This is a genomic window from Planctomycetaceae bacterium (genome assembly GCA_021371795.1).
In the GTDB taxonomy this organism is placed as follows: Bacteria; Planctomycetota; Phycisphaerae; order Sedimentisphaerales; family UBA12454; genus UBA12454.
Map to the genome: position 1 here is coordinate 270,773 of JAJFVK010000019.1, position 22,059 is coordinate 292,831.

General features: G+C 43.1%; 18 protein-coding genes and 1 pseudogene. 13 read left to right on the plus strand and 6 right to left on the minus strand.

Translation table 11 applies throughout. From position 1 onward, the window contains the following. Positions 1-106 precede the first annotated feature (106 nt). The gene (locus LLF92_09885) at positions 107-1,189 is read left to right on the plus strand and encodes a lactonase family protein (protein ID MCE5341417.1); all 1,083 of its coding nucleotides are present in this window, start codon (positions 107-109) and stop codon (positions 1,187-1,189) included. A gap of 40 nt (positions 1,190-1,229) precedes the next feature. After that, the gene (locus LLF92_09890; GenBank protein MCE5341418.1) at positions 1,230-1,871 is read left to right on the plus strand and encodes a dual specificity protein phosphatase family protein; all 642 of its coding nucleotides are present in this window, start codon (positions 1,230-1,232) and stop codon (positions 1,869-1,871) included. A 131-nt stretch (positions 1,872-2,002) separates the two neighbouring features. Here the strand turns inward: LLF92_09890 and LLF92_09895 are convergent, their stop codons facing one another. After that, positions 2,003-4,771, minus strand: coding sequence for an insulinase family protein (locus LLF92_09895; protein MCE5341419.1), 2,769 nt, complete (start codon positions 4,769-4,771; stop codon positions 2,003-2,005). A 544-nt stretch (positions 4,772-5,315) separates the two neighbouring features. Next, positions 5,316-5,963 (minus strand): type VI secretion system tube protein Hcp, encoded by a 648-nt coding sequence (gene hcp, locus LLF92_09900; GenBank protein MCE5341420.1) that lies wholly within the window; start codon positions 5,961-5,963, stop codon positions 5,316-5,318. 288 nt (positions 5,964-6,251) lie between these two features. Between hcp and LLF92_09905 the strand changes: the two genes are divergently transcribed. Genes LLF92_09905 through LLF92_09915 form a run of 3 tightly spaced genes read left to right on the plus strand, consistent with a single transcriptional unit; the run spans position 6,252 to position 7,476 of the window. Further along, complete coding sequence (locus tag LLF92_09905) at positions 6,252-6,815, plus strand: RNA polymerase sigma factor (GenBank protein ID MCE5341421.1); 564 nt, start codon at positions 6,252-6,254, stop codon at positions 6,813-6,815. Continuing rightward, positions 6,803-7,069 carry a hypothetical protein gene (locus LLF92_09910; protein ID MCE5341422.1) on the plus strand — a complete coding sequence of 89 codons (267 nt, stop codon included), beginning with the start codon at positions 6,803-6,805 and terminating at the stop codon, positions 7,067-7,069. The genes LLF92_09905 and LLF92_09910 overlap by 13 nt, the downstream gene beginning before the upstream one ends. After that, complete coding sequence (locus LLF92_09915) at positions 7,063-7,476, plus strand: hypothetical protein (GenBank protein MCE5341423.1); 414 nt, start codon at positions 7,063-7,065, stop codon at positions 7,474-7,476. Before LLF92_09910 ends, LLF92_09915 begins: the two co-directional genes overlap by 7 nt. Before the next feature lie 195 nt (positions 7,477-7,671). Here the strand turns inward: LLF92_09915 and LLF92_09920 are convergent, their stop codons facing one another. Beyond that, positions 7,672-9,033: a hypothetical protein gene (locus LLF92_09920; GenBank protein MCE5341424.1), complete on the minus strand. Its 1,362-nt coding sequence runs from the start codon at positions 9,031-9,033 to the stop codon at positions 7,672-7,674. Between the two features lie 316 nt (positions 9,034-9,349). Between LLF92_09920 and LLF92_09925 the strand changes: the two genes are divergently transcribed. From LLF92_09925 to LLF92_09940, 4 genes and pseudogenes are all read left to right on the plus strand, one after another. After that, positions 9,350-12,058, plus strand: a complete 2,709-nt coding sequence (locus tag LLF92_09925) for a valine--tRNA ligase (protein MCE5341425.1) — start codon at positions 9,350-9,352, stop codon at positions 12,056-12,058. Positions 12,059-12,118: 60 nt separating this feature from the next. Then, complete coding sequence (locus LLF92_09930; GenBank protein ID MCE5341426.1) at positions 12,119-12,511, plus strand: bifunctional nuclease family protein; 393 nt, start codon at positions 12,119-12,121, stop codon at positions 12,509-12,511. Between the two features lie 37 nt (positions 12,512-12,548). Then, positions 12,549-13,061 (plus strand): annotated as a pseudogene (locus LLF92_09935) (DUF3592 domain-containing protein). A gap of 15 nt (positions 13,062-13,076) precedes the next feature. Next, positions 13,077-13,679, plus strand: a complete 603-nt coding sequence (locus LLF92_09940; protein MCE5341427.1) for a hypothetical protein — start codon at positions 13,077-13,079, stop codon at positions 13,677-13,679. 17 nt (positions 13,680-13,696) lie between these two features. Here LLF92_09940 and LLF92_09945 read toward each other — a convergent pair whose 3' ends face one another. From LLF92_09945 to LLF92_09955, 3 genes are all read right to left on the minus strand, one after another. Continuing rightward, positions 13,697-14,170 carry a hypothetical protein gene (locus LLF92_09945; GenBank protein MCE5341428.1) on the minus strand — a complete coding sequence of 158 codons (474 nt, stop codon included), beginning with the start codon at positions 14,168-14,170 and terminating at the stop codon, positions 13,697-13,699. Positions 14,171-14,200: 30 nt separating this feature from the next. After that, positions 14,201-14,698, minus strand: a complete 498-nt coding sequence (lspA, locus tag LLF92_09950) for a signal peptidase II (protein MCE5341429.1) — start codon at positions 14,696-14,698, stop codon at positions 14,201-14,203. A 215-nt stretch (positions 14,699-14,913) separates the two neighbouring features. Then, a complete protein-coding gene (locus LLF92_09955) occupies positions 14,914-15,996 on the minus strand; it encodes a tetratricopeptide repeat protein (GenBank protein ID MCE5341430.1) in 1,083 nt (360 codons plus the stop codon). A 211-nt stretch (positions 15,997-16,207) separates the two neighbouring features. On the opposite strand from LLF92_09955, the gene LLF92_09960 reads away from it, so the two are divergent. The 4 genes from LLF92_09960 to LLF92_09975 all read left to right on the plus strand — a co-directional run bounded on the left by LLF92_09960 (position 16,208) and on the right by LLF92_09975 (position 21,991). Then, complete coding sequence (locus tag LLF92_09960; GenBank protein ID MCE5341431.1) at positions 16,208-17,935, plus strand: proline--tRNA ligase; 1,728 nt, start codon at positions 16,208-16,210, stop codon at positions 17,933-17,935. A gap of 102 nt (positions 17,936-18,037) precedes the next feature. After that, positions 18,038-18,574: a DUF4416 family protein gene (locus LLF92_09965; protein MCE5341432.1), complete on the plus strand. Its 537-nt coding sequence runs from the start codon at positions 18,038-18,040 to the stop codon at positions 18,572-18,574. A 98-nt stretch (positions 18,575-18,672) separates the two neighbouring features. Continuing rightward, a complete protein-coding gene (locus tag LLF92_09970; protein MCE5341433.1) occupies positions 18,673-19,788 on the plus strand; it encodes an undecaprenyl/decaprenyl-phosphate alpha-N-acetylglucosaminyl 1-phosphate transferase in 1,116 nt (371 codons plus the stop codon). Further along, complete coding sequence (locus tag LLF92_09975; GenBank protein MCE5341434.1) at positions 19,766-21,991, plus strand: O-antigen ligase family protein; 2,226 nt, start codon at positions 19,766-19,768, stop codon at positions 21,989-21,991. Before LLF92_09970 ends, LLF92_09975 begins: the two co-directional genes overlap by 23 nt. Positions 21,992-22,059: the final 68 nt, after the last annotated feature.

Genomic DNA, 22,059 nt, shown 5'->3' on the forward strand with positions numbered 1-22,059 from the left:
ACACCAAAGCATTGACACTTTGGTGTTTATTATTGTATATTTTGACAAAATACTTTTGTCTGTTATCATCATAAGAATGAAAGTTTTTGTTATAACAGCGTTTTTGATGACTATATCAATGGCTCCTGCTAAGTCGTTTTATGTCTATTTTGGAACTTATACCGAAGGTGAAAATTCCGGCAAAGGTATCTACCGCGGCAGCCTTAACCTTAAAACCGGGAAGCTCTCTGATATTGTACTTGCCGCAGAAGTGAACAACCCATCATTTCTTCAAATACATCCAAACCACTGTTTCCTCTATTGTGTCAGTGAATCAAACGGCATCGGCAGTGTGAATTCGTTTGTAGTCAACCCTAAAAACGGGAACCTTAAACCTCTAAATCAACAGCTATCAAACGGCAGCAATCCCTGCCATATAAGCATCGATCATACTGGTAAAAATCTGTTTGTCGCCAACTATACAAGCGGCAGTATTTCTGTGATTCCTGTCAAGTCGAATGGTATGCTTGCAGAACTTTCATGCTCTTTCCGGCATGAGGGGAGCGGCATAAACCCTCATCGGCAACAAAAACCACATGCTCATTCAATTAATGTCAGCCCGGATGACCGTTTTGTTTTCGCGGCGGACCTCGGAATTGATAAGATAATGATTTACAAATTAAATTCGGAAACAGGAACAATTACTCCAAACAATCCGCCTTTTGTAAAACTCAAATCCGGCGCAGGCCCGCGTCATTTTACATTTCATCCATCTGGAAAGTTCGCCTACGTCATCAACGAACTTGATTCTACAATAACCGCATTTAAATATAATGCGCAATCTGGCAATCTCACAGATATCCAGACTGTAAAAACCATTCCTGATGATTATAATGGTTCAAATTACCCTGCCGAAATATGCGTTCATCCGAACGGAAAATTTCTTTACGGCTCAAATCGCGGACACGACAGTATTGCCGCATACCAAATCGATACGGACACAGTAAAATTAACTTTCATCAAATATGAAATTACGGATATCAAAACGCCAAGAAATTTCTGCATTGACCCAACAGGTACATTCTGCCTTGTTGCCAATCAGGACAGCAATTCAATTGTGGTCTTCAGAATAAATGCTAAAACCGGCACACTTGAACCTGCGGGATACAAAATATCCATTCCAAAGCCCGTCTGCATCAGAATATTATGAATAGATGTGAGACAAAATAATACTTTCAGGAAATAAATCTATGAGCAAATTACATAAACGATTAGTGCTGTTGTACGCGATACTGATTGTGTCAGGTCTGGCATCCACCGGCATCGGCAAGGTTAAAATTGACAGCGAAAAAACCAAGAAGTATCAAACGCAAAGACCTGCAAACTGGGCTGTCGCAATTAAAGAAGATGGCCTGCCGAATTTTCATAAGGTTTCCGAGACTTTGTACAGAGGCGCACAACCTGACGCCAACGGAATCGCAAAATTAAAAGCGATGGGAATCAAAACGATATTGAATCTGCGGGCATTTCATTCCGACAAAGATGAAATCGGCGATGTCAATATCGGCTGCGAACATATTTCAATGACAGCGTGGCATCCTGAATATAAGGAAATCGTGAAATTCCTTCAGATTGTAACAGACCCCAATAAAACGCCAGTGTTCGTGCATTGTCAGCACGGAGCGGACAGAACCGGTTTAATGTGCGCAGTGTACCGCGCAGCAGTTGAAGGCTGGTCTAAAGAAGACGCCCTGAATGAAATGATTTATGGCGGCTACGGATTTCATTCCATCTGGAAAAATTTGCTGAATTATTATATGCGTCTCGATATTGAAAAACTCAAACAGCAAATCAACCCAAATTCTCCAGAGCCTGTGAAAAATCCTTTATAAAGGTCATCCGCTGATTCCAAACCTGCGGACAAACGTATAAGTGTGCCGCCATACGAACGCCAAGCGTTTTAATACTGCCAAACGCAAGCCATGAGTCTTAATGTCAATCGACGTCTTTTGACAACCGTTCACTATTTTACGATTTTTACAGGCGCAATCTTCTCAAGCTGGGGCTGCAACGTGTTCGCATCGCCTACGACTACAATTATTAATTTATTCGGAGTCAGCGTTTTATCAACGAGGTTTTTGCAATCTTCAATTTTCGTGCCCTGCACGGACGAAAGCAGTTTATCAAGATAATCGTCATTTAAATTCTGCGATTTTATAAGCCATAAATCCTTGGCAATCTGCTGCGGCGTTTCACGATTAATCACAAAACTGCCCGCGATATAAGACTTGCTCTGCGACAGCTCATTGCTTTCAGGCGGAACCGTTTTGAGCCTGTTGATTTCTTCAAGAATCCCCTTTACAGCGTCGGCAGTTGACGCTGTTTTGCTGAATGTTGAAATCTCGAATTCGCCCGCCATATTATTCGCTATATATCCGCCCCAAACGCCATAGGTCAGACCTTTTTCAATTCTAATAGATTTATTGAGTCTGCTGTTGAAGCCGAAGCCGAAATAATCCGAAACGATTCTGCTCGTGAAATATTCAGGCTGCACTTTGCGTGTAATACCGAGCTTGCCGATGCGTATCTGGCTTTGATGACTGCCGAGATAATTAACAAGATATATTTCCGTCGGCTGATTATTGTCCGGCAAAGCAAAATTTTCCTTCACTTTCGGCTCAACAGCGTTGTGCCATTTGCCGAAATTTTTCTCCGCAAGTTCAACAGCTTTACTCTTTTCGATATCGCCGGCGAATATAAGAACCGCCTGATTCGGCTGCGAATAAGTATTCCACCATTTTTTGCATATATCCGCTGAAAGTTTATTAATATCTTCAACTTCGCCTGTGGATGTTCTACTGTACGGATGGTTGCCGTAAAGCTTTTTGCGAAATTCTTTATCAGCTATATATTCCGGCGTCTGCTGCTTGACAGCAAGATCTGTCAGCAGTTTTTCCTTTTCCTTATCAAACTCAACTGCCGGGAAAGTCGGATTCAAAACAACTTCCGCCATCAATTCCATAGCGTTTTCAATTCTGTCCGAAACGCAACTCACCGCCACGCCGCTGTTGTCCATACCGCCGGAGACTGACAGTGAAATCGCCTGGCTTTCCAGCTTTTCGGCAAGCTGCGCCGCTGAATATTTTTTCGTTCCTTTTTCAAGAAGGCTCATAGCCATCGAACACGTGCCGGGAATTTCATCTGTCCAACCGCCGTATTTTATGCCGAGCTGAACGGTAATAAACGGAACTTCCTTATTCGGAACAACCATTACAGTCAGACCGTTAGCCAGCTTTTGGCTGTAAGTTTCGGGCTTTAGACCACTGATATTCGATTTCGCAAATGGAACAGACTGTGGATAATCCTGCGGACGAACGCTGTGGCCTCTGCCGGGCTTTGGCTCGTTGGCGTCATTTGTGTCCGATACGACAGTGGATTCTTGTCCTGAATTTTTGCTGAATACAGGGCCGTCGATATTCTGCGGGACATAAATTCTGAAAACTTTTTCCGGCGTAAGATATTTATTCGCGACTTCCCTAATTTTTTCAGTCGTAACTTTTTTGATATCATCAATCGAAGTATTGACAAAATTTACATCACCCATATCTATCGCAGCTGCGCCTAACGCCTCTGCCTTGTTCTCAATTTCAAGGTTTTGCGTAACTAAGCTTCGCAACATTAGATTCTTTGCCTTTTCAAGTTCCTCCGCAGTTACACCATCAGTTCTGACTTTCGCAACGCACTCTTCAATGAGTTTCATGACTGTATTAGGTTCGCCTCCAGTTTGCGGCAAAACAGCATCGATTGCGAAAAGACCTGCCTGCTGCAATGAGTATGTTTCGGCGTCAGCACTTACTGCCAAACGCTTCGTATCGACCAATTCAGAGTATATCCTGCTCGAATTGCCGGAACCGATAATTACAGAAAGCAAATCGAGAGCGGTAGTGTCATCGCTGCACGCCGGCACTGTCAGCCATCTTACGCCGACAATAGGTGCCGGGGCAAGTTCGCCTTTGATTATCACGTCCTCCGGCTTGTCAGGATAATGCTGTTTGACTTGTATCTGCTGCGGTTTGGCTTTGCCCTCTATCCAGCCGAAATATTTTTTCGCAAGTTCCTGTGCCTGTTGATGCTTAACAGCGCCGACAATTATCAGCGTTGCGTTCTCCGGCCCATAATACTTCTGCCAGAAATTGCGAAGTTCATTTGTGGACGCGGCCCGCAAATGTGATATCTGACCAATCGGCATCCACCGATAAGGAGTCCCTGCAAATACTGCATCAAACACCTTTTCAGAAATCGTGCCGTAAGGCTTGTTCAATCTTTGTCTTAACTCTTCCTCAACAACCTTACGTTCCGTAAAAAAGTAGTCCTGTGTGATTTTAAGAAACGTCATTCTTTCCGCTTCGAGCCACAGCGCAACGTCAATCTGTTCCGCGGGCAGCGTTTCAAGATATACTGTCCTGTCGAAACTTGTGTAGCCGTTACAGGAGCCGCCGACCGAGCGAATAATACTGAAATGTTCTTCGGGACCTAATCTGTCTGTGCCGCGAAACATCATATGCTCAAACATGTGCGCAAAGCCCTGCCGATTCGGGTCTTCATTCTTGCTGCCGACGTTATACCAAACCTGCACGGCTACAATCGGACATGAAAAATCCTCAAGAGTAATAACGGTCAGGCCGTTATCCAGAACAGTTTTTTGATAATCAAATAGCTTGCCGGACCCTGAAGCGGCTAAAACTCCCGGAAGTAAAACTAACGCGACAAACAGTAAAATCAACTTTCGCATTACAAAAATCCTTAAATTTGAACATTCCAATTTTAAATGAATATTTCAATTATGGATTAACACCCGCAGAAATGCAACTAAAAACGAACGTAACACTTTTAGATTACAGTATACTACATACAAGTATAGTACGATTTAAATTTAGTTTTGAAATTATAGTTCTGATTAGTCGTTAGTCGATGGCGGAACGCCGGTAGTTATAGCTTAAAAATGGCCGGCAATAATTTATAAAAAAATGACAATGTAAAATTTTAAAAGCTCAATTCGCCGAATATGAACACGTACCCGCTTGAGAGCATAAATATCGCAGGCAAAGAGTTGATAAAAAAAAGCCGTTAGAGGGTGTGAAATAAAAGATATGAATTGAAGCGAAACAATGCGGACGATTTAACATTTAACGATTTAAGATTTAAAATTTGAGTTTTTTGGGAATTTACTGATTTAACGAACCACGTCATAGTGATGACGTGACTAAACTCCCCCGGCACAGGCCGAGGCTAAACGACAAACCCTGCCAAAGTGTTGGCAGGGCTAACCAAAAATGTTAGTATTGCGTCATCCAATCATCGGCCAGGATAGCAAAATCTTTCATATTGACGATGCCGTCAAAATTGACATCGCTCAAAGGTATTTTTGTGGTATTTGCATGCCATTCATCGCCATAAGCAAAACCGTCCGGTACCCAAATTTCTTGTATATCGCCGTATGTAAATGAAATCCGTTCCACGGGGGGATAGTTTGATGTTTGGGCATCAATAGTATTAGGAACTTCCTTGCGAATGCCGGAAATATATGCGTTGTTCAATACCACCGTATAAAAGTGCTGTGTCGTACCGTCGCCGCTGGGATCGGGGCGGTAAAATTTAAATGTCGCCTGCAGCCTTTCGTGATTGCACCATGCTCTAAACAGCCGAGGCGTAGAACGGTCAAACTTCTTTAGAATGGAAACCGGAAAATGGTCCCGCACCTCACCTGTGATGCCGTTTCTTGGATCCGGCTCGCCGACAAGCATGTGCGTATATGCTGATGCTTCGATTGTATTTTCCCGTCCCAGTGAAATTAGTGTTGAATCTCCTTGTATCCAGCCTTGATCTTGCCCAATCAGTGTAAGATGTACGGTTTCAGCACTGAAAGATACGGCTGTGAAAACAAAGCAAAACACGATTGACATGAGTAAGCAGGTAGTTTTCATAATACATTCCCCCATAAATGGATATTTTAGCCTGTAATTATACCGCTGAACATATCAAGATATCTGATAAAAGTCAAGTTTTATCTTTATTTGGGTCGTAATAATCGCGGAAACCGGATTTGGCAACAAGGTATTATGTACCGTAAAAAAAGGTTGAAATTTTTGTTACCTTTTTACGGCCGGATGCACTTAATCTATGTGAAAGTCTCGAAAAGCAACGTTAAAAGTGGCTCTTTTTCATTAAAATAAACCAATGGACGTTTTGGGGGCATATGGTATAATGCGTTTATGGAAAATGACTTACAGGACATATTAGCCAGTGCCGCCGGTGATGGCGAGGCTTATCGCAGGCTGGTAAAGGCCTACGAACAGCAAATCGCTCGGCTTATGTGGCGATTTACGCGAGACAAGAACGAGTGCGAAATTCTTGTCCAGGATGTCTTTGTTGAGGCGTTTTTTAGTCTTAAAAGCTATCGCGGTCAGGGGCCATTTCCACACTGGCTGAATAAGATTGCAACGCGTGTCGGCTATCGGTTCTGGAAGCAGCAAACCAAAGCAAGATTGTTCGTCGAAGTCGAGGATTTCGACAACATCAACGCACCCCAGACCGAAGAGCAAATTGACCCGACCGAAGCGGCTGCTGCTTTGCATAAGCTGCTGGAAAGACTTCAGACCGACGACAGACTCGTGCTGACGCTGATGTATTTTGAGGACTGCTCGATTGAAGAAATCGCGCAGAGGATGGGATGGACTCGTGCAGGGACGAAAATGCGGGCGATGCGGGCTCGTTCAAAACTGAAAAAAGCTGCTGAAAAAGAAAATTTTTCGGAGAGATTCGAATGGATAAAATAATTAATATTATCGAAAAACTGGCTGACAAGGCTAAGAATGAAGTCGCGCCTCAATTCTATGTCGCCGACGATGTGATGACTCGCATAGCTTTAATGCAGCGAAGCAGGCCGGGGCTTCTGCCGCTGGAGCTGTTCGCGGGCTTCACGGCTGTGGCGGCATCGATTATGCTGTTCTTATCGCTTGAGGCAATACAGAATATTTTGAATCCAATGGCGCAACTGCTTACGCCGTATCAGGGAGCTTCGTTATGGTAGAAGAAAACACAACGTGCTTATTCAGACAGAATAACAAGATGCTGACCAAACTGCTCTGCGCAGTAGTTATACTCGCATCGGGCATAATCATCGGCAGCGGAGTAACTATTCAGATGATAAAACACCGTGTTATATGGGTTGACAAGATTCATATGGACACAAACGACATCACAAATAAAATCGCGGAAAAATATACACTGGATGCACAGCAAATCGAAGGAGTTCGCGGAATTATGAATCGTGCATTTGAGCACAAAAAATCAAATGACGAATGGATGGACAAGCAGCGCGATGATTACGCACAGGTTATCATCACTGAAATGAATTCCGTTATGACGCCGGAACAGTATGCAAAGTGGAAAAAAGATTTCCTCGAAATGCGCGAGACATTTAAGAAGCGGAAATAAACTCTCTTCGCCGAGTCACACACCTTATCTCCGCAACTTGTTCTGCCCGTCAGATATGTTAATACTACACACCTTTTAGCCACAGATTTCACTGATTTTAGGGGACAGGTATAGGCAAGCGTTTAGCGTGGAGCGTGGAGCGTTTAGGATATAGGGGGAAATAGTGTAAAACTATGGACCGCTGCGCGGCAAATTTTATTCATTGTTCTGAACAGGCCAGAAAACATAGTCGCCACCTTCTTGGTTTGCTCCCCAATATTCGCTGTGCACTCCGCCGTCATCTTTGAAATTTGCCCCAATACTATACAGTATAAAATCATCGCCTGCCTTTTTATAAACCAAAGATTTATCGCTATACGGGTCCATTGGCAAACTGTCAATGAACCCTTTATCAATGAGTTCTTCTATCTTTTCGGGAAATTTAGCTTCCTGTTCTTTATATTCAATAATTGAAATGGTACAAAACAATGCTCCTTTATAAGCATTATGGTTATGCTGAGACCCGCACACCATTCCTTCTGTTTTTCCACTATCAAAATTCAATAAATAATTACCTTTAGTAAATACACTTAAACTTTCGGCGTAAGTAGTTTTGGCTTGATTTAACTGCCAAGGCGTTTGCTTAATAAGTTGATTGAAGTAATCACAATATTTTTCTGCAAGTTCAACTGTGTCTTTTTTGTCGGGATGGGTAATGCTAATCAATAAAGCCTTAGGATACGAAACCCTTAGAGATGTTCCGTCAATTTGTTTTTGATCCTTTGTCATTTTTGCAAAAGCAGATGGAATCAGCTTGCCATTCTCATTCCCGTTATCAGTAAAACACTTTTGTATTTCGTTAAGCGTATATATCAAGTCGCTGGTGGAAAGTTCTAACATTGTTTTTTGGGTTGCCATATGAATTTTTAATTGTTGTTTGAAAGATTTTAAGATGTCAACTGGAACAGCATCTTCGTCTATAATTGCAAGAGCTGTTCTAATAACTATAGCTCGACTTGCAAGGCCAACTAATTGTTCTAAAATAACTTTAGGAGGTGTTAATTGTGAAGCTGACAAATAAATATTGGATAATTGATCAAAAGCTTCTTCATATTTTCCATCATAGGCATCCAATTTGGCCCGCCAAGCTGCCGCATAAAGTACCTTTCTATAAGAAGTTATTTCCAGAAATTCTATTTCATCTACACTATTACTGTCTGCCCTTGTCCCAACCCACCAATAAGGTTTTACAACTGCCTGATTAAAGCTGCTAATGCAATTTGCATTCTCACTGAGCCATTTTCGTAAAACGCCAATTTCATCATCATTAAATCTTTTTAAAGACACATGTCTGTCTTTATTTTTTAACGCTTCAGGAATTTCAACATAAGTGTCAAAAGCTTTCTGATAGAAAGGGGCAGCATTATTGTTAGGGTCGAAATTGTCAGGCTTAGTAACTCGATTGTATTCGGCAATATAGTCAATTGTATTTTTACGCTTTGCCAGATCTCTTCGAGCCGGTGCAATAATGACAACTGCAAATAATATAACAATTAAAAATAAAATTTTATAATACATTATATAGATATATCCTTTGATTTTTTATGAGTTCGTTACTCTCGGTTTGCCGGAGGATGTTTCGCAAAAAACTCCTGCAAAACAATATGGACATTATAAGGCGGAATTTATTACGATGCAACATAAAATGAAGATTTGAAAAACCATAAGAGTTTTGAGTTTGAATTTTTCTACTTTACGATTTCTCCACTACGCTCTAAATGACCTTCACTGCCACAGATGCAGGGGCCAAATTAAAACGATTGATTAAATGTGAATATTTTGGTAGAATTTTAAGTTTACATTATTTTAATAACGTTTTAAACGGACTGGATTTATGGCAGAAGAATTACCAAAAGTATATGAACCAAAGGAAATTGAGCAGTTTGCCGACGGCATTTGGGCCAAAGGCAATTATTTTCATACCGAACCGCCCGCAAAAGGCGGCAGAAATGGAACGCCTTACACCATCGTAATTCCCCCGCCGAACGTTACCGGCGCCCTGCACATGGGACACGCAATCGATAACACGCTTCAAGATGTGCTGATTCGCTTCAAAAGAATGTCTGGCTTTAATACGCTCTGGATGCCCGGCACAGACCACGCAGGCATCGCGACGCAATCGGTCGTCGAAAAAAATCTAAAAGCTAATACCGGCAAGACCCGCCACGATGTCGGCCGTGAAAAACTCGTCGAAATGATTTGGGAATGGAAAGACCAGTACGGCAACAGAATTCTCGAACAGCTAAAACGTATCGGCGCAAGCTGCGACTGGCAGCGGACGAGATTCACACTCGATGAAATGTGCGCAAAGGCAGTTCGTCATACTTTTGTGAATCTGTTCAAAAAAGGTTTAATCTATCGCGGCAAAAGACTTGTCAACTGGGATTCGATTTTGCAAACTGCTGTCGCTGACGATGAAGTTGTGCATAAAACCGTTAAGGGCAATTTCTGGTATATCAAATATCCGTTGGCGGATGGAACAGGCTTTATTACTATCGCAACGACGCGTCCCGAAACAATGCTCGGCGATACGGCGGTAGCGATAAATCCCAAAGATCCAAGAGCTGCGAAACTCCTCGGCAAAAAAATCAAACTGCCGCTGACCGACAGAGAAATTACAATCATCGCAGACGACCACGTCAAACTCGGCGAAGGCACAGGCTGCTTGAAAGTAACGCCCGCACACGACCCGAACGATTACGAAATCGGACAAAGACACAAATTGGAAATGATAAATATTTTAACGTCCGACGGCAAAATTAACGAAAACGGCGGAAAATTCGCAGGCCTCGACAGATACAAAGCCCGCAAAGCGATTGTCGCTGAACTCGAAGCAATGGGATTGATGGAAAAGATTGAGCCGCGTGAACACGAAGTCGGCCATTCAGACCGCAGCGGCGATATTATCGAGCCGTATCTTTCCGACCAGTGGTTCGTCAGCGTTAAACCTTTGGCCAAGGAAGCAATCAAAGCTGTCGAAGACGGCAGAATAAAATTCCATCCCGAACGCTACGGCAAAACGTATCTCGACTGGCTCTACGGTATCCGCGATTGGTGCATCAGTCGCCAACTCTGGTGGGGACATCGAATTCCGATTTGGTATTGCCAAAAGTGCGGACATATCAACACCGGCATCGAAGACCCGACACAATGCGAGAAATGCAAATCGACAGATTTGGTGCAGGACCCGGATGTTCTCGACACATGGTTTTCATCTGCGCTTTGGCCGCATAGTACGCTCGGCTGGCCGGAGAAAACTGAAGAATTAAAATTTTACTACCCGACCAATACGCTGGTTACCGCGCGCGATATTATCACGCTTTGGGTTTCACGTATGGTAATGATGGGACTCGAAAATATGGGCGATGTTCCGTTTTCGGATGTGTTTATCCATCCGACAATCCTCGACGGCAACGGCGAACGTATGAGCAAGAGCAAAGGCAATGGTATCGACCCGCTGGATATTATCGAAACTTACGGCGCAGATGCGATGAGGTTTAGCTTGTGCCAGATGACGACCGAAAGTCAGGATTTGAAACTGCCTGTAACAAAAGACGAGCAAGGCAGAAACATCAGCGAAAAATTCGACATCGGCAGAAACTTCTGCAATAAACTCTGGAACGCTTCACGCTTTGCGATGATGAACCTCGAAGGCCTGAATTACGATGCGTTTGATGCCAAGAAACTGACGATTACCGATAAGTGGATTCTGTCAAGATTGGCACAGACGGTAAATGAAGTTTCGACGATGTTGGATAAATTCCAGGTCAGCGAAGCATTGATGTCTATTTATAGATTCTTCTGGAACGATATGTGCGACTGGTACGTCGAATGGATTAAGGTTCGGATTCACGATGATTCGCAAAAGGCTGTGCCGCAGAATGTGCTGGCGTTTATACTGGATTTGACGCTGCGAATGCTGCACCCGTTTGTGCCGTTCATTACCGAAGGCATTTATCAAAAGCTGAACGAATTTGCTCCCAAACGCGGCCTGAAAGGCATTTTTGAAATTTCCTCGGCAAATGCGTTAATTATCGCCGATTGGCCGAAGGGTCTGGATAAGTTTATTGATGCAAAAACCGAAGCGGACATTACCGCAGTTCAGGAAATCGTCCGCGCGATTCGTGAAATCAGAAATAAATACGCCGTTGCGCCTGGCAAAAAACTTGTCGCGATGGCAAACGCTCCTGCCGATATAGCGAAGAATCTCAATGACAATGCGGATTTGATTTGCGATAGAGCGGCACTTGAGAAATTCTCTGCTTCGCCTGATATTGCCAAGCCGGAGAATGCAGCCGCCGCCGTTGTTGAGCAGACACAGATATTCGTTGAAGGTTTGATTGATGCCAACGCTGAAATCAAACGCCTTGAAAAACAGCGAGATGAAATTCTCAACGGCGTGAAAGGCAATGAGTCAAAATTAAATAACGCAAACTTTATTAGCCGTGCCAAGCCGGAAGTTGTCGAGCAGACAAAACAAAGACTGACGGAGTTGAAAGAACAGTTAGCCGTTATCGAAAAGAATTTAGCGGAACTTAAATAAATTGTTGTTATAAACCCCGTCATCACTATGACGGGGTTTATAACAACAAAAGGAAACTCTGTGGCAAATATTGCGGTTGAATTATCTCGAATAATAATTGACGAGACCAGTGACCAGCAGGTTATCGTTCTTAAAGAAAAGAATGGCAGTCGCTATCTGCCGATAATTATCGGCATTGTCGAGGTAATGGCTATTGACCGCAAACTGAAAAAAATCGAAACGCCCCGCCCGCTGACGCATGATTTGCTGTATAATACCATTCACGCAATGGGCGCAAAGATTGAAAAGATTGTGATTGACGACATTAAAAACCATACCTATTACGCAACGATACATCTGAACGTCAGCGGAGAAAAGGTAGAAGTTGATTCCCGCCCCAGCGACGCCATCGCGCTTTCCGCAGGAACAAAGATCCCGCTTTTTGTGGCGGAACACGTCTTTAGTAAAGGGTAAAATCGAATGAAAACTCAAAACACGAAGGAGATAAGGGGTGGAACAGAAAGATATTCAAAAACGAAAAGAACAACAACACACCGCCATCTGTGTTATATACATATGCGTTATTGTTTGCCTTTCATGTGGATTGGGGTATGGAACTTTATCTGTAATATACCCTGCAATTAAGGGATACAATGCAGTACATAACTGGTCAAAGCAGAATTGCACCATTATCAAAACAGATGTTACGACTCACAAAACCACCGACCGTAGCGGCCGCGGCTACCTAATTAATATTATATATTCATACAATTACAATGGAAAAGATTACTCGTCAACTCAATATGACTTTCAGGACATCTTCTTTAAACAGTTTTACCCAACGCATAAAACCGCAAATTCCATTATCGCAAAATACATGGTAAATGGTATATATAGCTGTTATGTAAACCCTCAAAACCCTTCGCAGGCAGTGTTAAGTACCACTTTGTATAAACCTTTAAAAAAAGTTATTGTCTCTGCAGGGCTTATTTTCTTTGGGGCAATGTTAGCTTTTTTTGGCATACGAGAAAAAAACAGAATGAGAACATTTGAAGAATGTTTGCCTTTAAATAAAACACTTCCTAAAATATACAGTTCAACACCTGTTCGTCTTGGGTACTTCATGGGATATTTAGTAACTGCATTGGGTTTTGTGTTAATTGCTTATCTTATTGCAGACGAAAAAACCGATAAAATGGGTTATGTAATCATTTTGGCAATTTTAGGCACTCCCGCTATCGTATGTCTCTGTTTAGCATTAAACAGGCTGTATAAGGTTTTTCTCACGCCGGTACACATCACATTCCATTCAACAAATTTGAGGATCGGCGAAACATTGAGAATCGACTTGAAAATCGGAGGAAAAACCGAAAATATTTCCGCTCTAATGCTTGAAATTAACTGTCAGGCGGCAATTATAGATGAAAACACAAAAAAATCTGTGGATAAGACTTTGTACTGCGATTGTCAAAACATTGTTAACAATATAAAAAATGGTTCAGCCGCCTTTATCATTCCGCATACTCCCGAAGTTGAAAAGGCAGTTGATTTGCAGGCCAGATGGATTTTAATTTTTACAGCCATAGGCGATAAGACATCGTACTTCCGCGATGAATATGAATTTGAAGTTTATGCAAAATAATTTTTTTGAATTAAAAACTACCAAACCAACCCATCCCCTTGAAGTTTTTCTGTGTTAATTTTCCTTCTACTTTTATACAAGTAAACATGTAAAAATTCCATAGCATAACACCCCATGATCAATGAAAACACTGCCATAAACAATAATCTCATGGCAATCTTATGCCCAAAATCGTCAATATCTGGCGAAATCATTAAAAACACTCTAACGAAACAAATGATCCCATTAGCTACCCCGTAAATTATGGTTATACCCGCAGAAATTTTCAGCCAAATTGGACATAATCCTTTTAAGCTTTTGCCAAAAAACCACTCATCCCCTTGTCGTATATCGTAAGTCAGCAGCAATCTTACCCCTGTCGATAAAACCATACAAATATTCAATATAATTGCTGCGGCATTAGAAGGGAAATCTAAACAAAGGAATATGGAAACATATGCAAATAAACTTGCTAAAAAACCTAACAAATCAAACCACAATAAAACTACCATTCAACTCTCTCCTAATTTATGTTCAGGTGTTTATGAAGTTTTTTCTGTTTCCTTCGGCGCAAAAATGCTTGTCAAAATCAGCAACCCCACCGCAACGGTCAGCATTGAATCGGCAATGTTAAACGCGGGAAAATGATGGTCACCGTAATAAAAATCCAGAAAATCTCGCACCCTGCCGTTGTTGAAAATCCGGTCGTACATATTTCCGCATATACCGGCGGCAAACAAGCCCAATGCAATTACAACAATCATCTGCAATTTACGGCTAAAAAGGAAAATCCCCAGCACAACCATTATCGCGATAATGGAAATAACAACAAGCGTAACTCGTTTGTCGGACGCAATGCCCCACGCCGCTCCGCGATTTTCCACCATTACAAACTGAAACAGACCGTTGACAACACTGTAACACTGTGAAGGAAGATTTTCGAGCCATTTGAACATAAGCGATTTGCTGATTAAATCAGAAGCCAAACCAATGAAGAAAATCGGCCAGAAAATCAGATGTGCTGTCAATGTTTTATGCATTTCAAAATTCATATTTAGAATTTGTTTTTAAGTCTTTGTTAAACACAAGCACAAGTCGATTTATATTAAATATCAAAATTAAAATATCAAAATGACAAATCAAAATTCAAATATAATTTTGACAACGCTTTTTCACCATTGTCATTTTGATTTTTAATTTTTGATTTTTTCGACGAACAAGTCGGTATCATTCACGCTGTGGTATTAATATTTAGTTATTTTTCCGGCTGGTATTTTCTGTAAAGTTTCAGCAAATTATCCTGTGCCGGGTTCAAATCCAGAGACTTGCTCCAGTGAGTAAGTGCCTTCTGTTTTAAATCGTTGGCATCCGCAGACTCGAAACTATCCTGAATTCTATACTTCATCATATACGCAACGCCGAGGCCTTTTTGTGCACGCCAATCATCAGGACTAACCGCAACGGCTTTTTCATAGCTGCCGACCGCGAGGTCAACTTCGCGCAGTTTCAAATAAACATAGCCCAAATGTCTGAACGCCAGAGTGTTCTGCGGCTCGGTCGCGACAACCGATTCGAGATACGAACGTGCTTCCTCGAGTTTACCTGCCTGCAAATACGCCGCGCCGAGCGAGAACATCGTATTGGGATCGCTGCCGTCGAGTTCGAGCGATTTTTTGTACGACTCGATAGCCATTTCATTATCTTTGCGGGCGGTATAAATATCGCCCATCAACTTTTCAATATCGCTGTCTGTCGGGTCGAGGTCTTTGGCCGTCTTGCCGAATTCCAGTGCCGATTCGTAATCGCCAATCTTATAATACGACTCGGCTGCACTGCACAGTGCCGATGTATTCTGCGGGTCGAGCGAACAGGCCTTTGCGTAAGCGCCGGCCGCCGAGTTGAAATCCTCCATACCGCGATATGCCCTGCCAAGATTGCAGAAATCGTCGAACGACCACGGATTCAATTCGGTCGCTTTTTTGTACGCTCCAACGCTTTCGTTGAACCTGCTCTGACGGAGATAAATATTGCCCATCAGAGAATACGCAAGTGCGAAATCAGGTTTGCTCTGAACAGCCTCATTCAGTTTGGAGATAGCCAAATCAGGATTATTCGTCTCGCTCAAAGTGATAGCGTCAACATAAAGACTTACGGACGGGTCTTTTTGGGCGGTCTGCTTGGCTGACTTTTGAGCCTTTTCAGTTTTGGCGGGCTTTTCAACCTTCGCAACCTTGTCAGCTTTATCTGTTTTGACAGATTCTTCGCAGCCGACGAAAAGAAACGCACACATTACCAAAACTAACAGCCGAAAAACATTGAACCGTAGCTTTTCAGACATTTGACAATCCTTTCATCTTACGTTTAGTACTATTTTGCATCCAGAATAAAACCTCGGCCAATTATAACAAAGCAAAACCTGCTGTCAAAACGTTTTATGAAAAAATATAATAATATAAAAGTACGCGATGCACGCAAAGTTGTTCTTGCAAAAACAGGTTTTTAAGGATATAAATGCGGCTGTTGTTTATTTAATAAGTTCAAGGAATAAAATGAGATACAGCAAAGCGCTTATACCAACGGTCAAAGAAGTACCCTCCGATGCGGAGATTCCGAGTCATCAGTTGATGATTCGCGCAGGATTAATGCGTAAACTCGCCAGCGGAACATATACTTACCTGCCTTTGGGCTGGAAAATTTTGACAAAAATTATGAACATCGTGCGTCAGGAAATGAACGCAAGCGGCGCACAGGAAATTCTTATGCCATCCGTTCAACCGATGGAGCTTTGGCAGCAGACCGGCAGAAGTGTCGATTACGGTCTGACAATGGCACACTTCACCGACCGCCATGGCAGGGAAAACGTACTTGCTCCTACCGCCGAGGAAGTCGTAACGAATCTCGCTGCCGGCGAAATAAATTCGTACAAACAGATGCCGATGAATATCTATCAAATCAGCTTCAAATTCCGCGACGAGTTCCGCCCGCGTTTCGGCGTTCTGCGTTCGCGCGAATTCATAATGAAAGACGCATATAGTTTCCACGCGGACGAAAAAAGTCTCGATGAAACCTATAAAGTAATGTACGAAACATACAAAAGAATCTTCAGCAAATGCGGCCTGAAGTACGCGATTGTCGAAGCCGAGTCCGGCGAAATGGGCGGCAGCGGTTCGCACCAGTTTACAATCCCCTGTGAATCAGGCGAAGACGTCATTGTTCAAACCGAAGACGGCAGCTACGCAGCGAACATCGAGAAAGCCCCCGTCGATGCCCTGCCCGCAGTCGCAAGAAACAAAACATATAAACCCGTCGAAGAAATTCACACTCCGAACCAGAAAACAATCACGGAGATTTGCGAATTTCTGAAAGTTGACGCCAAAACGCTAATTAAATCGCTCGTTTACAAAAGCGGCACGGAAATAATCCTCGCTCTTGTCCGAGGCGATTTCGAAATAAATCCTGAAAAGCTCCGTTCAACTGTCGGCAAATCAATAGAGCTGGCGGACGAGAACACCATTAAAACGCTGACTGGCGCAGAAGTCGGTTTTGCCGGCCCGGTTGGTCTGACGCAGAAAATCAACAAACTCATCATCGACCATTCGGTGCTGACGATTGAAACAGCCGTTACCGGCGCAAACAAGACCGATTACCATATTAAGAACGTCGTGCCGGGCAGAGATTTCCCGATTGAAGGCAAAAATATAATTGTCGCTGACGTTCGCAACGCTGTCGATGGCGATACATATCGCGGCATAAAACTTACATTCAAAAGAGGCATTGAAGTCGGACAGGTTTTCAAACTCGGAACAAAGTATAGCGCAAAACTCAACGCGAAATTCCTCGATAAGGATGGAACGGAAAAGCCGTGCATTATGGGCTGCTACGGCATCGGCATTAACAGAATCGCAGCGTCAGCTATTGAAACGATGTACGATAAGGACGGCATTATCTGGCCGATTAACATCGCGCCGTATGAAGTGATTATCGTACCGGCAGGCAACACAGAGCCGGTTCTCGCCGCGGCCGAGAATTTATATAACGAATTGAAAGCTGCCGGCGTTGAGGTATTGATTGATGATAGAGACGAACGCGGCGGCGTGAAATTCAAGGACGCTGATTTGATTGGTATTCCGATTCGGATTACAATCGGCGCAAAATCAATCGCCGAAGGAAACGCGGAAATAAAACTCCGCAGGGAAGCCGAAAACAAAAAAGTCGCTCTTGCTGAAGTAAAAGCAAATATTCTAACGATCATTGAAAACTTAAAAAACGAGTGCTGATAACAATGAAGTGTCCGGAAAAATCGGACAGTTGAAACAGCAAAACAGCTGATAAAAGTTATAAAAGAAACTCTGTGTTCTCTGTGAACTCTGTGGCTATAAATGTGGACGCTTAAAAAACCTGACCCGGTAAAATTAGTTGTCGGCATACTTGCCTGCGACGAGAAATCGTTGGCGGTATCGGTCGATATGCTCAAGGCAAAGTTCGGCGTCTGTGATTTTGAAAGTCCGACCTGGCCGTTTACGCATACGAAATATTATGCCAACGAAACCGGAACTGCGATTGTGAAAAAGTACATAGCGTTTGAAAGTTTGATTTCGCCGGACAAGATGGCGGACATCAAACTCAAGACGAATAAAATGGAAGAAAAACTGGCGAAAATGCTCGGTTCAAATTTGAGCAGGCCGGTAAATCTCGACCCCGGTTACATGGAGCCGTCGAAATTAGTACTGGCAAGTACGAAAAATTTTTCGCACAGAATTTACATCGGCAAAAAAATATGGGCAGAAGTTACGCTCGTTTACAGTAAGAAATGGATTTCGTTCGATTATACTTTCCCTGACCACAAGGAAGACCGCTATCACGCGTTTTTCAGTCAGGTTCGGGAAAGAATCGTAAAACAATTACATTGCGTTTAAAAAATTGTTAGCCTCTCGATTTATTCGAGGGGTTCATAATCCGCCGCAGGCGGATTATGATCATGGACGTTTTTTTGTATGAATTAAGGCAATAAATTATGGCAGAATCATTAGCTGTGTTTTGTGTGCTTTGTTTTGTAACGGCATTTACGATGTCGCTGCTGTTGACTATTCCATCGAAAAGATTCGCGGTCAAAAGAGGCCTGATATCACATCCCAAAGACGACCGTTTCCACAGCAAAGCCATACCGATGGGCGGCGGAATTGCGATTTTCTTTACAATGCTCATTCTGTGTCTGTCGGCGGTTGTTTTTATTAAGCTGCTTGTTCACGATGGCACAACAAGCCTTTTCGGCAGAAATTTCGAACTGTACATCGAAGGTTTCGCCGGCAAATTTAACGAACTCCTCATAATCCTCGGCTGCGCAGCGATTTTATTCGTTCTTGGACTTTGGGACGATTTTAAAAACCTCAAGCCCATACACAAACTTATCGTCGAGTTCGCCGCGGCATTTACTGTCGCGTATTTTGCGGACGTGCGAATGGAATTTTTTATCGACAGCAGAATCTACGCATCCGCGTTAAGCTCGATATGGCTCGTACTCATCATAAATGTATTCAACTTTCTCGATAATATGGATGGCGCAAGCGCAGGAATCGCCGCGATTGTCTCGATGATTATTTTCATCGTGGCGACACTTTCGCAGCAGGCGTTTGTCGCCGGTTTTTCGATGATGCTGGCAGGCACACTGACCGGATTTTTGATTTTCAATTTTTGCCCCGCCTCGATTTTTATGGGCGACGCCGGCTCGCTTGTCATCGGTTTTTTCATTGGTATGCTGACAATGAAAACGACATATTATAACGAAGCCGAAGACATTCGCTGGTATATCGTGTTAATGCCGCTGGTCATACTGGCGATACCGCTTTATGATTTTATCAGTGTAACCGCCCTGCGTCTGCATCAGAAGAAAAGTCCGTTTGTCGGCGACACACAGCATTTTTCACACAGACTAAAACGTCGCGGCCTGAACGAAGTGCAGACCGTTCTGATGCTTTATCTGGCTACAATCACCACAGGCCTTGGCGCCGTAGTGCTCAAGGAATCAACCTGGCCTTACGGGTTGCTGGTGTTCCTGCAAACTGTTATGGTGCTGGCGATAATCGCCGTCCTCGAATCAACAGGTAATAATGAAAAAAAACATACAAAATAAACTATCCGCTCCGAATATTTTCTTCGTTCTGTTTCTCTGTATAATCGCTTTCAGATTAAGTTTCACAGAAAACATCTCTATCGATTCTTTCAGTCTGGCAGGGATATATTTCGATAATCTCATCAGCATTATTATTTCCTGCGTTTTGATAATCGCCTCGGTAGCCTGGTTTTCGGTTTTATTCTGGAAAGGCAAAACCTATAAATACAGCGGACTTGAAATTGGCGCTGTAATCTTTTTGGCTGCTGCCGTTATCAGTTTCTTCTGCGCATCCAACAAAAGAGCTTCGCTGAATGATTCATTAACAATATTAGCTGTCATAACCTCGGCGATTACGCTCGTACAGCTTCTGGACAGCGAAACAAAAAAGAAAATCCTGCTGTTTTTCATTATTGCCGCTGCGATTTTGAATGTGTACCAGTGCATTGACCAGAACACCACCGGCAACAAAATGATGATAGAAGAATACAAGGCCAACCCAAAACAGCAGCTTCAGGCTCTCGGCATCGAACCGGATACGTTTGCGCAAATGCTCTACGAACACAGACTGAACTCCAAAGACGTCAAGGGCTTTTTCTCCACAAGCAACAGCGCAGGCAGCTTTTTTAATCTGGCATTATTTTCAGCTATTGCCGTTTTTGCCGGCGGAATTAAAAAACACAAAAAAGATTTAAAGACCATTGCTTTCCCCGTGATTATTATTGCGGTGCTCATTTTGGGATTGATTCTAACGGCCAGCAAAGGGGCGTTAGTGTCTCTCGCCATTGCACTTTTTGTTTTGTGCTGCATTTATTTGTTTGGAAAATTTATCAATCGGCACAAAGTATTAATCATCGGCGCCGCTACCGCTGTGTTTATCGGCGCAGTTTTGCTTATGATTTCTTACGGCATCAGGCACGATACCCTGCCGGGCGGCAACTCGATGCTTGTAAGATGGGAGTACTGGACGGCCGCAAGTGAATTAATCGCGGATAATTTCTTCACCGGCATCGGCGGCAACAATTTCGGCACTCATTACACGCAATACAAAGCCGCGAAATCGCTCGAAACAGTCCGCGATCCTCATTGCTTTATATTAACGATATTCAGTGGTTATGGCATCATCGGCCTGACAGGCTTCCTGACCTGCCTGCTTGTTCCGGTTTTCAGGGCCATGAAAAAAACATCGCAAATAGGCGACAACACAAAAAATATTTCTGAAACACTGAAAAAAGTCGCGATACCTGCGGTTTTAGTTCTGATATGTTTACGGCCGTTAGCAATCAGAAGCGGACTCGGCTCGCAAATCGATGTAATGATTTATGTTGTTGCCATGCTGTATGTCGCGCCCGTTTTTCTCTTTGCGGTAGTACTGTGGGTAATCGCCAGAAGCAAAAAATGCTGCGAAGAATTTTCGATTAAACGCGCCGCTCTGCTTTGCGGAATTTTAGCGGTCGTTCTGCACAATCTCATCGATTTCGGCATTTTTGAGCCGGGCATTTTAATGTCGTTATTCGCCGTTATCGCCTTGACAGCGTCTTATGACGAGCATCATATTGTGCAGTTGAAAATGAAATATAAATATATTCCGTTGAATTTAACAATCGTGATTTGCGCGGTTTGCTTTTGGCTTTTCATAATACCGGCGGGTAAAACTGCGGTAAACGTCGAGACCGCCAAAAAAATTTCCTCTTACGGTTATCTCGAACAGGCCGCCGTTTTGGCCGCCGACGCGATGGACGCCGATGTTTTGAATCCTTCTGCCGCGAATCTTAAAGGTACGATTGAAAGGTATCTCTATCAGGCTAATCCGCCGGAAAACAAAGCAAAACTTATGGATGCGGAAAAGTCCTTTATGACGGCAATCGACAGAGACCCTGCCGATTTTAAAAATTATGAAAAACTTTCAGAAGTGTATCAATTGCTTGCCGAGGCCAATCCTGACCGGTGTGCCAAATGGTTCCAGAAGGCTCTTGACGCCCTAAATCAGGCCATAATACGGTATCCATCAGGCAGCGAACTGCATCTCAAGGCCGCGGCACTCGCGCAGCAGTTGAATGAAACAGACGAGGCAATTGAGCATTACATCCAGACAATAGCGATTGAAGACGCTTACCGCGAAGAGTTTAAAATTATGTATCCGGACAGGGAAATGTTCAGCAGAATCGGAGAAATTAATTATAATTTCGCCAAACAAAGGCTCGAACAATTAAAAGAAAAATAGTCGTTTATAGTGTTTAGCCCTGCCAACATTACAATCCCCCTTGCGGGAACATTGGCAGGGTTTATAAA

Coding starts and splice junctions, on each gene's coding strand:
- LLF92_09975 (MCE5341434.1), top strand. CDS start 19,766: ATGAAAAAAAACATACAAAATAAACTATCCGCTCCGAATATTTTCTTC.
- LLF92_09955 (MCE5341430.1), bottom strand. CDS start 15,996: ATGTCTGAAAAGCTACGGTTCAATGTTTTTCGGCTGTTAGTTTTGGTA.
- LLF92_09965 (MCE5341432.1), top strand. CDS start 18,038: ATGTGGACGCTTAAAAAACCTGACCCGGTAAAATTAGTTGTCGGCATA.
- LLF92_09905 (MCE5341421.1), top strand. CDS start 6,252: ATGGAAAATGACTTACAGGACATATTAGCCAGTGCCGCCGGTGATGGC.
- LLF92_09890 (MCE5341418.1), top strand. CDS start 1,230: ATGAGCAAATTACATAAACGATTAGTGCTGTTGTACGCGATACTGATT.
- LLF92_09940 (MCE5341427.1), top strand. CDS start 13,077: ATGAGAACATTTGAAGAATGTTTGCCTTTAAATAAAACACTTCCTAAA.
- LLF92_09945 (MCE5341428.1), bottom strand. CDS start 14,170: ATGGTAGTTTTATTGTGGTTTGATTTGTTAGGTTTTTTAGCAAGTTTA.
- LLF92_09915 (MCE5341423.1), top strand. CDS start 7,063: ATGGTAGAAGAAAACACAACGTGCTTATTCAGACAGAATAACAAGATG.
- lspA (MCE5341429.1), bottom strand. CDS start 14,698: ATGCATAAAACATTGACAGCACATCTGATTTTCTGGCCGATTTTCTTC.
- LLF92_09910 (MCE5341422.1), top strand. CDS start 6,803: ATGGATAAAATAATTAATATTATCGAAAAACTGGCTGACAAGGCTAAG.
- hcp (MCE5341420.1), bottom strand. CDS start 5,963: ATGAAAACTACCTGCTTACTCATGTCAATCGTGTTTTGCTTTGTTTTC.
- LLF92_09885 (MCE5341417.1), top strand. CDS start 107: ATGACTATATCAATGGCTCCTGCTAAGTCGTTTTATGTCTATTTTGGA.
- LLF92_09925 (MCE5341425.1), top strand. CDS start 9,350: ATGGCAGAAGAATTACCAAAAGTATATGAACCAAAGGAAATTGAGCAG.
- LLF92_09895 (MCE5341419.1), bottom strand. CDS start 4,771: ATGCGAAAGTTGATTTTACTGTTTGTCGCGTTAGTTTTACTTCCGGGA.
- LLF92_09920 (MCE5341424.1), bottom strand. CDS start 9,033: ATGTATTATAAAATTTTATTTTTAATTGTTATATTATTTGCAGTTGTC.
- LLF92_09960 (MCE5341431.1), top strand. CDS start 16,208: ATGAGATACAGCAAAGCGCTTATACCAACGGTCAAAGAAGTACCCTCC.
- LLF92_09970 (MCE5341433.1), top strand. CDS start 18,673: ATGGCAGAATCATTAGCTGTGTTTTGTGTGCTTTGTTTTGTAACGGCA.